At 64.4% G+C, this 14,760-nt stretch carries 10 protein-coding genes; 5 read left to right on the top strand and 5 right to left on the bottom strand.

Translation table 11 applies throughout. The annotated features are described in order from the left end of the window. Positions 1–225: 225 nt before the first annotated feature. The 4 genes from ACFQ24_RS16145 (at position 226) to ACFQ24_RS16130 (ending at position 6,650) form a co-directional block, all read left to right on the top strand. Complete coding sequence (locus ACFQ24_RS16145; protein ID WP_380913279.1) at positions 226–2,706, top strand: TonB-dependent siderophore receptor; 2,481 nt, start codon at positions 226–228, stop codon at positions 2,704–2,706. Between the two features lie 97 nt (positions 2,707–2,803). Then, a complete protein-coding gene (locus ACFQ24_RS16140; protein WP_380913049.1) occupies positions 2,804–3,892 on the top strand; it encodes a purine nucleoside permease in 1,089 nt (362 codons plus the stop codon). Then, complete coding sequence (locus ACFQ24_RS16135) at positions 3,889–5,250, top strand: 8-oxoguanine deaminase (protein ID WP_380913048.1); 1,362 nt, start codon at positions 3,889–3,891, stop codon at positions 5,248–5,250. Before ACFQ24_RS16140 ends, ACFQ24_RS16135 begins: the two co-directional genes overlap by 4 nt. Then, complete coding sequence (locus ACFQ24_RS16130) at positions 5,250–6,650, top strand: uracil-xanthine permease family protein (protein ID WP_380913046.1); 1,401 nt, start codon at positions 5,250–5,252, stop codon at positions 6,648–6,650. The genes ACFQ24_RS16135 and ACFQ24_RS16130 overlap by 1 nt, the downstream gene beginning before the upstream one ends. A gap of 10 nt (positions 6,651–6,660) precedes the next feature. Here the strand turns inward: ACFQ24_RS16130 and ACFQ24_RS16125 are convergent, their stop codons facing one another. The 5 genes from ACFQ24_RS16125 to ACFQ24_RS16105 all read right to left on the bottom strand — a co-directional run bounded on the left by ACFQ24_RS16125 (position 6,661) and on the right by ACFQ24_RS16105 (position 12,958). After that, a complete protein-coding gene (locus tag ACFQ24_RS16125; RefSeq protein WP_380913044.1) occupies positions 6,661–7,308 on the bottom strand; it encodes a cytochrome b/b6 domain-containing protein in 648 nt (215 codons plus the stop codon). 10 nt (positions 7,309–7,318) lie between these two features. After that, on the bottom strand, positions 7,319–7,768 hold the full coding sequence (locus ACFQ24_RS16120; RefSeq protein WP_380913042.1) for a c-type cytochrome: 450 nt from the start codon (positions 7,766–7,768) through the stop codon (positions 7,319–7,321). 27 nt (positions 7,769–7,795) lie between these two features. Next, positions 7,796–9,097 (bottom strand): ankyrin repeat domain-containing protein, encoded by a 1,302-nt coding sequence (locus ACFQ24_RS16115; RefSeq protein ID WP_380913040.1) that lies wholly within the window; start codon positions 9,095–9,097, stop codon positions 7,796–7,798. Positions 9,098–9,197: 100 nt separating this feature from the next. After that, positions 9,198–10,538, bottom strand: coding sequence for a DUF1552 domain-containing protein (locus tag ACFQ24_RS16110; RefSeq protein WP_380913038.1), 1,341 nt, complete (start codon positions 10,536–10,538; stop codon positions 9,198–9,200). Beyond that, complete coding sequence (locus ACFQ24_RS16105) at positions 10,535–12,958, bottom strand: DUF1592 domain-containing protein (RefSeq protein WP_380913036.1); 2,424 nt, start codon at positions 12,956–12,958, stop codon at positions 10,535–10,537. The genes ACFQ24_RS16110 and ACFQ24_RS16105 overlap by 4 nt, the downstream gene beginning before the upstream one ends. 278 nt (positions 12,959–13,236) lie before the next feature. Between ACFQ24_RS16105 and ACFQ24_RS16100 the strand changes: the two genes are divergently transcribed. Further along, positions 13,237–14,745 carry an adenosine deaminase family protein gene (locus ACFQ24_RS16100; protein ID WP_380913034.1) on the top strand — a complete coding sequence of 503 codons (1,509 nt, stop codon included), beginning with the start codon at positions 13,237–13,239 and terminating at the stop codon, positions 14,743–14,745. Positions 14,746–14,760 lie beyond the last annotated feature (15 nt).

The following is a 14,760-nucleotide window of genomic DNA, read 5'->3' as shown; positions in this document are numbered from 1 at the left end:
CATCGCGTCAAGCCCCTAACTCCTGTTGCGGCATGTTATGCGCAAAGCGGAACTGCGCTGAGATCAGTGCGGCGCAGAGCATTGCCCGTAAAATTTCCCGCAGCATCCAACCATGCGCGGCGACATTCGGCCAAGACGACGGAGAGGAGATCAGGGGAAAAGAGCCGCGGGGCATTGTCACTGGGCAGCGCTCGACGGTCAAAGGGGGGTACGACCATAATGACTATGCATTTGAAGACGCTCGAACAGAATCCTGCATCGCAAAAATCCGTACGGCTTGCTCCATACCCCCTCATTACAGCTGCTCTTCTTGCCTGCACGGCCTTGACGGCGCCGGCATTTGCACAGACCCCCGCCCCTGCCGAAGAACCGACCGATGAGATCATCGTCACCGGCGCACTTGACGCGCTGCCGATTAAGAATGTCGGCTCCATCTTCGGCTTCGACAAGACGATCGTGGAAACGCCGCGCTCCGCCTCCACCATCTCGAAGGAACAGATCGAGCGTTTCGGCATCACCGACATCTACGACCTCGTCGCACAGGCGCCGGGCACCTTCACGAACAGCTTTTTCGGCGTCGGCGGCGCGCTCGACATTCGCGGTACGCCGGGCGAAGTCTATTTCCGGGGCATGCGCCGCCTGGACAATCCGGGCAACTATCCGACCCCGATCGCAGCGTCCGATCGCATCGACATCGTGCGCGGCCCGGCCTCTCCCATCTACGGCCCGTCCAAGACGGGCGGCTATATGAACTTCGTGCCCAAGTCCGCGCGCGTCGCCGATGGCAAACTGCGCGACAAGGCATCGGGCGAAATCAGCTACACGCGCGGCAGTTGGGACATGAACATCGCCAAGGGCGAAATTTCCGGGCCGCTCAAGATCGGCGAACAGGAGTTCGGGTACAGCCTGTTCGGCCAATATGAGGACGACGGCAGCTACTATCGCAACATGGGGACCAAGCAATATATATTGCAGGCGTCCTTCGACACCGACCTATCCGACCATGTGCGGATCGAATGGGGCGGCCAGTATCAGAATTACAAGGGCCAGCAGAATGGCGGCTGGAACCGCCTTACCCAGGATCTGGTCGATAACGGCACCTATCTGACCGGCCAGGCGCAGCCCGTGGACACCAATGGCGACGGCCAGATGTCGCAGGGCGAGATCAACGCCGTCATTCCCGGCGGCTTCTCGATCTTCGGCAACTTCGGCTGCCCCAACAGCACGTTCAGCCCGTTCGCGACCGGATTTACCGACGCATGCTTCGGGCCGGGCGGCTTCAATGCGCTCAACCTCGTCAACACCGGGACGGCGAAGCTCAGCCGCCGCGACACGCTGACGGGCAAGGACGACAAGCTGAACAACAGGGGCACCGCGCTCTATTTCGACGCGATCTACACATCCGACAGCGGTTTCGAACTCAAGAACCAGTGGTTCTACGACAGCTATGAGAACCTCAATGAAAATGCCTATGGCTTTTCCCAGTTCCATGACAGCTGGGTGATCGAGGACAAGATCGTCGCGTCCAAGACCTTCGAGAACAAGGCGGGTAAATTCTCGTTCCAGCTCTCGCCGTCGGTGCGCTATACCAAGTTCGCCCATGGCGACGACTTCAACTATGAATATTTCCACCGCGTTGATTTGACCGTGGGCTACAACGCCCTGTCCGATCGCCTGCTGTCGACCGAATGCGACTGCGATTACACGAGCTACGTCGTCGGCCATTATTCGGACCTCGCCTTTGCCGGTCTGGCCGATCTCGATTTCGCCTTCGGCCTCGATCTGACGCTGGGCGCTCGCTACGACCATTTCGACGTCAAGGCCACCAACCTGACGTCGAAGATGGAAGCCGCCGCTATCCCGGCGATCAACAATGGCAGCGGCAGCAAGGGCGCGTGGTCCTATTCCGGCAGCGCCTCCTACAAGCTCCCCTTTGGCCTCATTCCCTACGCGACGATCGCCAAGCAGTCGGTCGTGATCGCCGGCCAGGGTGCGGAAATCTATCCCGACCTTGCCGCCACCAACACGTTCATCTCCGCGTCGAAACTCTATGAGGGGGGCATCAAGGGAAGCTGGCTAGACAACACCCTCTATGCCGCCGTCTCGGTCTACAAGCAGAAGCGCAACGACTTCAACGTCCAGTCCATCACGGTCAACCAGGCGGTCGAAACCAAGGGTCTGGAAGCGGAATTCCGCTGGTCGGTGGACAAGCACCTGCTGATCACTGGCGCCTACACCCACACCAATGTCTATAACCTGACCGCACTTGAGAGCGGTACGCTGTTCAGCTTCTTCGGTATCGAAGATCTGGTGAACGTCAGCAATCCCTATCTCTATCTGGGTGGCCAGCCGATCGGCCTTGTTCCGATCAACAGCAAGAGCGATTCCAAGCGCGCGGGCATCCCTGAAAACATGTTCTCGGCTACAGCGACCTATGCCTTCGACTTCGGCCTCGCGCTATCGGCCAGCGCCGTCCATGTCGACTCGGTCTATTCGGGCCAGAGCCAAGCCGTGAAGCTCCCAGCCTACACGACCGTCGATCTTGGCGCATCCTTCGAGACCGGGCCGTTCCTCTTCCGCCTGGTCGTCAAGAATGCGACCAACGAGAGATATTTCCGCGCCAACTTCACCGAATTGTTCGGCAGCACCATCGTCCTCCCGGAACGTCCGCGCAGCTTCCAGGCATCGGCGGTCTACAAATTCTGATGAGCGGGGGGGCACCTGCTTGCGGGTGCCCCTTGCTCAACACGGTGTTCCTGCGGAAGCAGCAGCACGCCCCTTGCCGGCTGGAGGATAGCCACGAATGTTCCGATTGATGCGCATCCTCCCGATCCTCGCAGCAATCATCCTACCCCTGCCGAGTCACGCACAAACTCCGCCCGCTACCGACTGCGCGCCCGGCGCGCCCTGCTCCCAGCCGCTTCCCGTCCGGGTCGTCATCGTCACCATGTTCGAAATCGGCGCGGACACCGGCGACGCGCCCGGCGAATTCCAGCTGTGGAAAGAACGGCGTAAGCTCGATATCCGCATCCCCTTTCCGCAAGGCTATCACGACCTCTACTACAATCCCGACAGCCGCATCCTGGCGATGGTGACAGGCGTGGGGACGGCGCGGTCAGGCACCGGCGTGATGGCGCTGGGCCTGGACCCGCGGTTCGACCTTTCGCACGCCTATTGGCTGGTCGCGGGTATCGCCGGCATCGACCCGCAGGACGCGTCGATCGGATCGGCCGCCTGGGCGCGCTACAGCGTCGACGGCGATCTGGCGCATGAGATCGACGCGCGTGAAATTCCCAAAGGCTGGAAATCGGGCTTCTTTCCCCTCGACAAGCAGGGGCCGGACGACAGGAGTCCGCCCATCACCGAAGGCCGTGTTTTCGCGCTCAATCCCAAGCTCACCGACTGGGCCTATGCGCTGACCAAGGACATGAAGCTGCCCGACGATCGGGGTATCGCCAAGGAGCGCGCCCGCTATTCCGGCTACCCCAACGCCCAGAAGCCGCCCTTCGTGCTGATGGGCGATCAACTCTCCGCCATGACCTTCTGGCATGGCAAGCTGCTCACAGGTTGGGCGAATGACTGGGTGCGTTATTCGACCAGCGGCAAGGGTGAGTTCGTGACCTCCGCCATGGAAGAGACGGGCACACTCCAGGCGATCACCTATCTCGACAAGATCGAGAAGGTGGACAGAGACCGCGTGCTGGTGCTGCGGTCGGGCAGCAATTTCTCCATGCCCCCGCCGGGCGTCGCCGCCGCCGACTATCTGCTGCGCGAGAATGAAGGCTATGCCGGCATGAAGGCGTCGCTGGAGAGCCTCTACATAGTGGGATCGAAGGTGATCGATCAACTGGTCGGCCATTGGGACCGTTACGAAAAGGCGCCGCCCGAATGACCCTGACGGTCATCCGCAATGCCGACATAATCGTCACCATGGATGACCGGCGGCGCGAAATTGTGGGCGGTGCGCTGGCCTTTCGCGATGGGGCCATCGAAGCAGTCGGGACAACGGCGGAACTGACCGCTCTCGTCCCGGACGCCGATGAAGTGATCGACGCCACTGGCTGCGTCGTGACTCCCGGCCTCGTCAACACCCATCACCATCTCTACCAGTCGCTGACGCGGGCGCTGCCCGGCGCGATCAATGCGTCGTTGTTCGATTGGTTGAAGCGCCTCTATCCGATCTGGGCCCGCTACACGCCCGACGATGTGTTCGCGGCGACCCAGCTTGGCCTGGCGGAACTGGCGCTGTCGGGCTGCACGATGAGCAGCGATCATCTCTATCTTTTCCCGAATGGCGTGACACTGGACGATACGATCGCTGCCGCGCGGGGCATCGGCATCCGCTTCCACCCGACGCGCGGCGCGATGAGCGTTGGCGAAAGCGCCGGCGGCCTGCCCCCCGACAGCCTGGTGGAACGCGAGGACGCGATCCTCAACGACTGCATCCGCGTGATCGACCGCTTCCATGATGCAGCGGACGGTGCGATGGTGCGGGTCGGCGTCGCGCCCTGCTCGCCCTTCTCGGTCAGCCGCGACCTGATGCGCGACGCCGCCCTGCTCGCGCGCGACAAGGGCGTGATGCTGCACACCCATCTGGCCGAGGACGCCGACGATGTCGCCTTCAGCCTGGAGCGCTTCGGCTGCCGGCCGGGCCAATATGCGGAGGAACTGGGCTGGACCGGACCGGATGTCTGGCACGCCCATTGCGTGCAGCTCGACGCGCAGGAGATCGACCTGTTCGCGCGGACGAAGACCGGCGTCGCCCATTGCCCCTGCTCCAACTGCCGCCTTGGATCGGGCATCGCGCCGCTCCGCGCCATGGTCGCCCAGGATGTGCCGGTCGGCATCGGCGTGGACGGCTCCGCCTCGAACGACAGCGGGCACCTGCTGCTCGAAGCGCGGCAGGCGATGCTTCTCCAGCGCGCGATCGGCGGGCCTTCGGCGTTCGATTCGCGCGACGCATTGTTCCTGGCGACGCGCGGCGGGGCGCAGATCTTGGGGCGGTCCGATTGCGGATCGCTTGAGCCGGGCAAGCGCGCCGATATCGTGCTGTGGGACGTCGCAGACATCCCCTCCGCCGGCGCATGGGACAAGGTGGCGGCGCTGCTGCTCGCCCCGCCCTCGGGCGCGCGCGATGTATTCGTCGAGGGGCGCGCGGTCGTGCGCGACGGCGAACTGGCGCAGGCCAGCCGCCGCGACATCCTGCGCGCCGCCGACCGTTCGCTCGTCCGCCTGATGGAAGCCGCCTGATGCACGCTCCGCCCCCTCCCGCGCTGAACACATCGTTCCACGCCGGTGTGATGACGGCCGATCAAGCGTGCGATCCCGACCATTTTCCCAACCTCACCGTCGCTCTGCCCCTCGGCATCCAGCATGTACTGGCAATGTTCGTCAGCAACCTGACGCCCGCGATCATCGTTGCTGGTGCGGCGGGCTTCGGCTTCGGATCGCCCGATGCCAGCTCGCTCATCTACATGATCCAGATGGCGATGCTGTTCGCCGGGGTCGCCACCCTGATCCAGACGATCGGCATCGGCCCGGCCGGCGCACGGCTGCCGCTGGTGCAGGGGACCAGCTTCGCTTTCCTGCCGGTGATGATCCCGATCGTCGCCGGTCAGGGCGTCGCCGCCATGGCGCAACTGACCACTGCCGCGATATTCGGCGGGCTGTTCCATATGGGCGTCAGCTTCTTCATCGGCCGCATACGCTTTGCACTGCCGCCCATGGTCACGGGGCTGGTCGTGCTGATGATCGGCCTGTCGCTAATGCGCGTCGGGGTGCAATATGCCGCCGGCGGCGTCCCCGCTCATGGTACGCCTGCTTACGGCGCCGGCATCAGCTGGATGCTGGCGGGAATTGTGGTGTTCACGACGCTCGGCTTCAGCTTCTTCGGCCGCGGCATCTGGTCGACCGCTTCGGTGCTACTGGGGCTAGCCGCCGGCTATGCGGCGGCGGCGCTGCTGGGGCGCGTGTCGCTCGCGCCGGTCGGTTTGGCACCCTGGTTCATGCTGCCTTCGCCCTTCCGTTTCGGCTTCGCCTTGTCCGCCTCGGCTATACTCGGCTTCGTGCTGATGGGCTTCATCTCCGCGATCGAATCGATCGGCGCGGTGTCGGCGATCTGTGAAAATGGTGCGGGCCGGCCGGCGACCAACCGGGAACTGATTGGGGCGACCTGCGCCGACGGTATGGGCACGGCGATCGCCGGCATGTTCGGTGCCATGCCGAATACCAGCTTCAGCCAGAATGTCGGCCTGATCGCCATCACGGGCATCATGAGCCGCCACATCGTGACGATCGGCGCGCTCTTCCTGGTCGCATGCGGCCTCGCGCCCAAGGTCGGCGCCTTGGTCACCACCATCCCGATCGAGGTGCTGGGCGGCGGGGTGATCGTGATGTTCGGCATGGTTGCGTCGGCCGCGCTGTCGATCCTGTCGGGGGTCGCCTGGACTCAGCGCAACATGCTGATCTTCGGCGTGGCACTGTCCGTCGGCATCGGGTTGGAACTTGAGCCTGATGCGGTTTCCCACCTGCCCGATACGCTCCAGGTCGTGCTGACATCGGGCGTGCTGCCTGCGGCGCTGATCGCAGTGGTCCTCAACCTGCTGGTGCCCGATCAGCCTCCGCAGCCTCTGGCAGCCCCGGCAGAATAGGGGATTCCGGTCAGAAATGCAGGCCTTCCGACACAAAATAGGTGACCGCGGCTGCAATTAGCAGGCCTATTAGGGCTCTCCAGGCGGACGTCCCAAGCGGCACGGCAGTTGATCCGTCGATTGTCGTCGTGCCGCCGGTGATCATGGGTCCGATTAGGTTCCGCCGGCGCGCTACTTGGTAGAAGAGGATGGCCGCAACATGCAGCGCGATCAATCCAAGCAGCAGGTTGAAGATCAGGCTATGCATGTCCGAAGCCCAGCGTCCTGCATCGAAGCTGACATAATCGGCAAGCGGCCCTGATTCGAGGCCATCGACATCGACCGCGAACAGTCCGGCCGTCACCATTACGATCAATATCGCCAGCACACTCCAGCCGCCTAGTGGGTTATGACCAATGTCCGGTCTTTCCAAGCCGCGGAGATAGGCATATGCCGCGCGGGGCCCTCGCACGAAATGCGCAAAGCGGGCGGTCGTTCCGCCGACCAGCCCCCAGTAGAGACGGAAAACGAGCAGGAAGAGAATCGCGTAGCCCGACCAGCGATGCCATTCCATCTCGTGATTCTCGCCGCTCCACCAGGAGAAGGCGAGGAGCCCGACGAGCAGCCAGTGGAACAGGCGGAGCGGCAGATCCCAAACAGGCTGTAGGGTCGGCTTCATCGCTCGCGCCTCAGTTATCCGCGCGGAACTGCTTGTGACAGCCTGCGCAGGTGCCGCCGACAGTCTTGAACTGCGCGCCGATGGCATCGACGTTGCCGCCGTTGACGACCGTCACCAGCTTGCCCGATTCCGCGACCAGCTTGGCCATTTGTGCGTCGAAGGTCGCCTTCTGCGTCCAGATGGCGGGCAAGGCATCCGTGCCCGCGCCGCTGCCGGCTGGGAAGAGGGCACCCTGCTGCCTGGCGGTGGCGGCAACCGTTTGGGCTGCTGCCAGCATCGCCGGCTTGGCAGGAGAGCCGCTGGCGAGCTGTTCCTTCAACACTTTCATCGCGGCGCCCATCTTCTTGAAGCTCGCCTGCCGCGTGGCCTTGGGGTCCGTCGGCGCTGCGCCAAGCGCGCCAGCCAAGGTCAAAACCGTCAGCGGAAGCGCGATGCGGCGGGTGATTACAAATATGCTCATGCCTGTCTGCCCAATGTCCTTGTTGATCTATTTCTGTGCGGTCGCGAGGGTGGTCGCAGCCGGCGGTGGAAATATTTTGAGGAAGATGTTCTTGACTTCGCTGAGGCCCTTTTCGGCCATCTGCGCCGCCGTCGCGCCGCGCTTGGTCGCGATGTCGGTGCGCGCACCATGCGCCGCCAGCAGGCGCAGCATGGGTTCGAGCGCCGGCTGCGGCCCGCCATAGAGCAGTACGTGCAACGGCGTCGCGCCGGCGGCATCGGCGACATTGGCATCGGGCGCAAGCGTCAGCGCATAATCGAGCGCCTCGACATTACTGCCGGCTGCAGCCGCCAGCAGGATGTTGGTCCCGTCCGCAGCGATGAAATCCGTCTTGGCGCCAGCGTCGACCAGCTGTCGCATGACAGCCGCATGGCCGCCAGCGGCCGCCATCAACAAAGGCGGCGTCGGCGGAACCGGCGGAGGCGGGACGCCGAAATTCGCTTCGGTCACCCATTTGATGCTGGTCGAGCCAGTGAGGCCGTTCACGTCCGCGCCCTTCGCCAGCATCGCGGCCACCAGGGCAGCGTCACCCCCCGACGCAGCGACATGCAGCGGCTGTCGTCCCTCCCGGTCCCGCTCGGCAAGATCACCGCCCTGCCCCACGAACAGCAAGGCAGCAGCATAATGATGCTGGTAGAGCGCGAGCTGCAGCGCGCTCGTCCGCTCTGGCCCGCGATAATCGGCCTTCGCGCCCGCCGCCAGCAAGGCCTCGCAGGCGGGAACAGACCCTTTGCGGATCGCGAAGAACAGGGGCGTGAAGCCGCCCTTCGACACGCGATTCACATCGGCACCGGCCTTGATCAGTGGTACGATCGCCTCGACCCGGCCTGAGGACGCGGCCCACATCAGGGGCGTCTGCCCCATGGCGTCGGACTTGTCCGCAGGCGCGCCGGCCGCGAGCATCCGTGCGACCGCGTCCGCCGGGCCAAAACGCGCGCAAATGGCGAGCGGAGTGACACGATCCGGCCGAGCGGCACCGACATCGGCATGGGCGTCGAGCAATTGCGATACAATCCCGGCATCGCCCAGCTCGCAGGCCAGCGCGAGCGGAGTCACCCCGTCGGCGCTGGCCGTGTCTGGCCTTGCGCCGCCGGCGAGCAGCGCCCGCACCAGATCGGGATTCTGCCGGCTGACCGCCCAGGCGAGCGGGGTCGCGCCGAAGCCAAGCCTCTCGTTCGGATCGGCCCCGGTCACGAGCGCGCTGGTCACACCAGCCACATCATTCGCCTTGATCGCGTCGAGGAGCGGCCCCTGAGCCTGGGCGAGGCTCCCCCAAAACATCAACGTCATCCCCGCGAGGCCAGGAAACCATTTCCGACCCTTGCATCTAGACGAAAGGACTGGAGATGGATTCCTGCTTTCGCCGGAATGACGGCCGTTCTGCGCATGGCTAGCCATCGGTCAATGCTCCGAACGGCGCGTTGCTATCGCCGATCGCCTTGGCTGGCACATCAAGCAGATGGAGGCCCGCAAGCAGCAGGTTGGACATGGTCGTGCCCTTTTCCGCCGCGATGTGCCGCCCGCCCCTGATGAGGCCGCCAGCCGCGATCACCGGCAGGTCCATATGGTCGTGATCGTTGGGATCGCCGAAGGCCGAGCCGCGCAGCACCAGCGTACGATCCAGCAGGGTGCCGTCGCCATCCTTCACCGCCTGCATCCGATCCAGATAATAAGCGAAATAGCTCATATGATGTCGATTGATCTTCGCCAGCTTCTCCATCTTGTCCGGGTTGTTGCCGTGATGGCTCAGCATATGATGGCTGTCCGGCACGCCGATCTCGGGATAGGTGCGGTTGGAAAGCTCGCGGCCGATCATGAAGCTGCCGATGCGGGTGATGTCCGCCTGCATCGCCAGCACCTGAAGGTCGATCATCAACCGCACATGCGCGTCGAAACTGTCGGGAATGCCGGCCGGCTGGACCATGTCGCCGGCGCTTGCCGTCACCGGCGATGTCATGGCCCGTTGGATGCGGTTTTCGATGTCGCGGGTGGCGGTTAGATATTCGTCCAGCTTGGCGCGGTCCGCCATGCCGAGGTCGCGGGTGAGCCGCGCCGTATCCTCCATCACGAAATCGAGGATGCTGGTCTGGCGGCGCAGCTGCGCGATCCGCCCCTTCTCGTCCAGGGTCTCGCCGTCGCCGAACAGCCGCTCGAATACGTCGCGCGGGTTGGCGGTGACGGGCAACGGCACGGTCGGGCTGCGCCAGCTGATGCCGTTGGTGTAGGCGCAGCTATAGCCAATGTCGCAGCTGCCGAGCAGGCTGGCCTGATCGATGCCTAGCTCCAGAGAACTGATCTGCGTCGCGTCGCCCAGGTGATCGGCGAAGACCTGATCCATCGACACGCCGCAGCGTATGTCGGTTCCTTCGGTCTGCTTCACATGCACCCCGGTGATGAAGGCGGGGCAGGAACGGCCATGCCCGGCCGGCCGATCGCCCATCGCGGCGGCCTGCGGATGGCCGAGGCCGGTGACGACGGCGATCCGCTCCCGATGCGCGGCCAGCGGCTCCAGCGTCGATGGCAGGGTGAAGCCAGCGCCCGTCTCCTTTGGCACGAAATCCTTCATCATCATGCCGTTGGGAGAATAGAATATCTGGAGGCGCTTGGGCCGGGCCGCGAGGTCGGCTGCCTTCGCGCTCGGCATCATCGCCTCCAGGAATGGCAGCGCCATCGTCGCGCCGAGGCCGCGCAGCATCGTGCGCCGATCAATGGGATTGCGGATCAGCCTCATGATTGCGGGGTCTTTCGCAGGAGGAAGGCGTCGCTCTTCACGATGCCGCGCACGATCGTCTGGATGCGATAGCCGTCCGCAGCCGCCGCCCGGGAAATGCCCCGCACCATCGGCATGTCGCGGCCGGTCAGACCCCGCGCCAGCGCGTACGTCAGCAGCCGTTCTGTGAAGGCGGCGGTAAACTGATCCTTGCGTGCCATCAGCACCTCCCGAAGACCGCCGATGCCGGCGAACTTCGTGCCGTCGGGCAGGACGGCGGAGGCGTCTATCGCCTGCCCTGCATCCATCCGGCGATAGCCGCCGATCGCGTCGAAATTCTCCAGCGCGAAGCCAAGCGGGTCCATTTTCACATGGCATCCGGAACAGGCGGGGTCGGCGCGGTGCATCTCCAGCTGCTCGCGCGCAGTCAGCAGCCGGCCATCCCGCGTTTCCTTGAGCGCGGGCACATCGGGCGGCGGCGGCGGCGGGGCGGCGGCTAGCATATTGTCGAGAATCCACTTGCCGCGCTTCACCACCGACGTGTGATTGCCATAGGAGGTGACGGTCAGGATGCTCGCCTGCCCGAGCAGTCCGCCCCGGTTTGAACCGGCGGGCAGACCGACCAGCCGCATCGCTGGCCCGCTGACGCCGCCGATGCCGTAATGATCGGCCAGCCGCTGGTTCATGAAGCTGTAATTGGCGGAGATGAAGTCCAGCAGGCTGCGGTTGGTGCGCAGCACATAGCTGAAGAACATCGCCGTTTCCTGTCCCATGGCGCTGCGTAGCCGCGCATCGAACTTGGGGAACACGCTGATATCGGGCCGCTGCTGGTCGAGGTTGCGCAGATAGAGCCATTGCCCGGCGAAATTGGTGGTCAGCGCCTGTGCCTTGGGATCGGCGAGCATCCGCGTCACCTGCGCGTCGAGAACGGCCGGATCGCGCAGCTGCCCCTTGTCGGCCAGGTCCAGCAATATGTCGTCGGGAATGCTGCTCCACAGGAAGAAGGAGAGGCGTGACGCCAGTTCATGATCGTTGACCGCGTGGACGCTGCCGGGCGCGCTGCCCTTCGGATCGCCTTCGACCAGAAACAGGAAGTTCGGCGACACCAGGATCGCCTCCAGCCCCGCCTCGATGCCATGCTCGAAATCGCTCCGCGCCCGCTCAGCGGCATAGAGGCGCATCAGCGGCGCGAGATCCGCATCGGTCACGGGCCGGCGATAGGCGCGCCGCGCTAGCGATCCCAGGATGCGCCGCGCACAAGCCGTCTGCGCCGCCTCGCCCTTTGGATTGCAGAGGAAGACGCGGTCGCGGCTGGGCGTGCGCGCTGCCCCCTTCGGCGCGAACGGCCCCGCGACATCGATCTGCAACACGTCGCGCGGGTAGTTCTGCTGGGCATAGCGGGGCGACAGACGATAGGACGGCACCGCCACAGTCTTCACCACCTTGCCGTCGATGGAGACGTCCATCGGCAGCATCTGCGGCGCGGCGGTCGGCATCGGCACCTTGTCCAGATCGTTGCGCAGCGTCTGCACGCTCTCCTCAGGGGCCAATCGCCGGCGGAAGGACAGGCCCACGACATGCGCGCCTGCCTTCATTGGCACCCGCACGCTCACCTTGTCCTCGGGCAGCCGGTCGGTCTCGTTATTGGTGTTGGCGTTCAGCCAGCCGCTGATCTCGTACGTGCCGTCATGCCGCGCAAAATAGGTGAAAGCACCGCCGCCGCGCGAGCCCAGCGGCAGATCGTCGCTCGCCTGCTCATTATAGGCGGGGCGGCCGCCATTCATGATCGATCCGTCCTTGGGCAGCTCATAGCTGGTGACGAACGGCCTTGCCGAGGCAAGTCCCGTCGCCATCCGCCCGACCTTGCCCGCGACCGCGATATAGCGGTCCATCAGCGTCGGCGAGACGCTCAGCACATCGGCGATATTGTCGAAGCCATAGCCCGAATTATCCTGCGGCAGTTCGCGTGACATATCGATCTTGAGCGCCAGCAGGTCGCGCACGGCATTGGCATATTCGACGCGATTGAGCCGGCGGATGGTCGCGCGGCCCGGATCGGGATGGGCGGCGGCATAATCGTCCAGCGACTTTTCCAGCCACCAGACGAAGGCGGCGCGCTGGGCCGGATCGGGCTGCGGTTTATTGAGCGGCGGCATTTCGCCCAGGCTGACCCGGCGCAGCACCTTCTCCCATTCCTCGACATGTTTGCCCCACTCCAAATCGGCGGTGCGCAGGTCGTCGAGCGATAGGCCGGCGATCCGATCGTCGTCATTATGGCATCGCCCGCAATAGTCACTAATGATGTCGGGCGGGCTGTGCGCGCTTGCAGACGCCGGAACGGAGGGCATTGTCGGCGCGTCCTGCGAATGGCTGACAACCGAAGCGCCAAGCGTCAGCGCGGCGAACGCAAACGCGTATCTCGGCCACAATACGCCGGTCATAGCCGCCAATCCCGCCGCCTTGTCGGCACCCGTCAAACTCCCTTTCGATAAGCAGGACGGGCAGCGCAGCGATATCCGCAGTCTGCTCGTCCGCGCTGGACTATGGAGGATACAGCGCAACGTCCATTGCCGTTATCGCGACGAGGCGATGTAAAAATTAGGCGGCAATGGCCCTGCCCGATCGAATAAACGCAATGTCACGTGCGCAATATCGTGATTGAAGCGCCGCGGAGGGACCGTCACAGCGCATCGCGGTGCTTGTTCGTTTGGGGGGTGACATGACAGGCTTGACGAGATGGATCGCAGCGCTGCTGCTGAGCGCGACTGCGGTATCGGCGGAGACGCCGCCCGTGTCCGACGAAGCGCGCACCGCCGCCTATATGGACGGCATAGCGGCCAGCCCACCTCGCCTGCGCCTTTTCCTTCAAGCCATGCCCAAGGGCGGCGACCTGCATAATCATGCCGGCGGCGCCAATTTCGCCGAGGACTATCTTCGCTGGGCGGCGTCAGACGGGCTTTGCCTGATGACGGACAGCTACAAGCTGGTCGAACCCCCATGTGACGCGCCGGGCCGCATTCCCGCCGCAGGCCTGGAGCGCGACTATCCGCGCTATGCCGCTGCCATCGACGCTTTTTCGACGCGCGGGTTCGAGGCCGGGACGGGCGACCCGACAGTCGCGGGCTATGACCGGTTCTTTTCGACCTTTGATCGGTTCGGTCCAGCCTATTCGCGCCACGTGGGGGAAGTGCTGACGCTAGCGCGGCGACAGGCGTCGGCGGACCATGTATCCTATCTCGAATTGTCGAGCGGATCACGCGTCGCTGGGACATTGGCGGCAAAGTTCGGCAGCGCGGACCCGGGCGACTTGGCCGCGCTTTACGCCCGGATCGCCCCCCTCCTGCCCGATGTCGTGCGACAAGTGACCGCCGATTATGATGGCTATGACGCGGAAATGGCTAAGGCCGATGGCTGCGGCGGCGCGATGCCGACGCCCGCCTGCGATGTGCCGATGCGCTATCTGTTCACCGCGTTGCGTACCGTGCCACCAGCCCAGGTGTTCGCCCAGCTCGCGCTTGCCTTCGCCACGGCCGACGTCGACCCGCGCTTCGTGGGCGTCAATATCGCGGCACCTGAGCACGATCCCGTCGCGATCCGTGACTATCGGCTGCACATGGCGATGATCGCCTTCCTGAAGGCGCGCTATCCCAAAGTCAGGTTGTCGCTCCACGCTGGCGAACTGTCGCTGGGGCTGGTGCCCTCCCGCGATCTGGCCTTCCACATACATGACGCCGTGACGGTGGCGGGGGCCAACCGCATCGGCCACGGCATCGACATCAGCTATGAAACCGATGCGGCCGCGCTGCTCCAGCGTATGGCGCGGGACAGGATCGCAGTGGAGATCAACCTTACCAGCAATGCCGTGATTTTGGGGGTGAAGGGCGCGGCGCACCCCCTCTCGCTCTACCGCGAGGCTGGTGTGCCGGTGGTGCTATCAACCGACGACGAAGGGGTATCGCGCAGCGACATGACCAACGAATATCTGCGCGCCGTCGTCGAGCAAGGGCTTCGCTATCGCGATCTCAAACAAATTGCGCGCGACGGACTCCAATATGCTTTCCTTGAAGGGCCGAGCCTCTGGCAGGATCGCGCGGGCGGGCCTTTGGTTGCCGCCTGCGCTGCACCCGATGCGCCGACGTGCAAGGCATTCCTGGCAGCCAGTCCCAAGGCCGAGCGGCAATGGCGGCTGGAACGCGACCTGAAAATCTTCGAGGCCACAGCTCGCTGATCGGACATCTCTTCG

The organism is Sphingobium olei, from assembly GCF_042678845.1.
Lineage (GTDB): Bacteria > Pseudomonadota > Alphaproteobacteria > Sphingomonadales > Sphingomonadaceae > Sphingobium > Sphingobium olei.
Note: the sequence above shows the minus strand (reverse complement) of the source record. Positions and strands in the feature narration are given on the sequence as shown.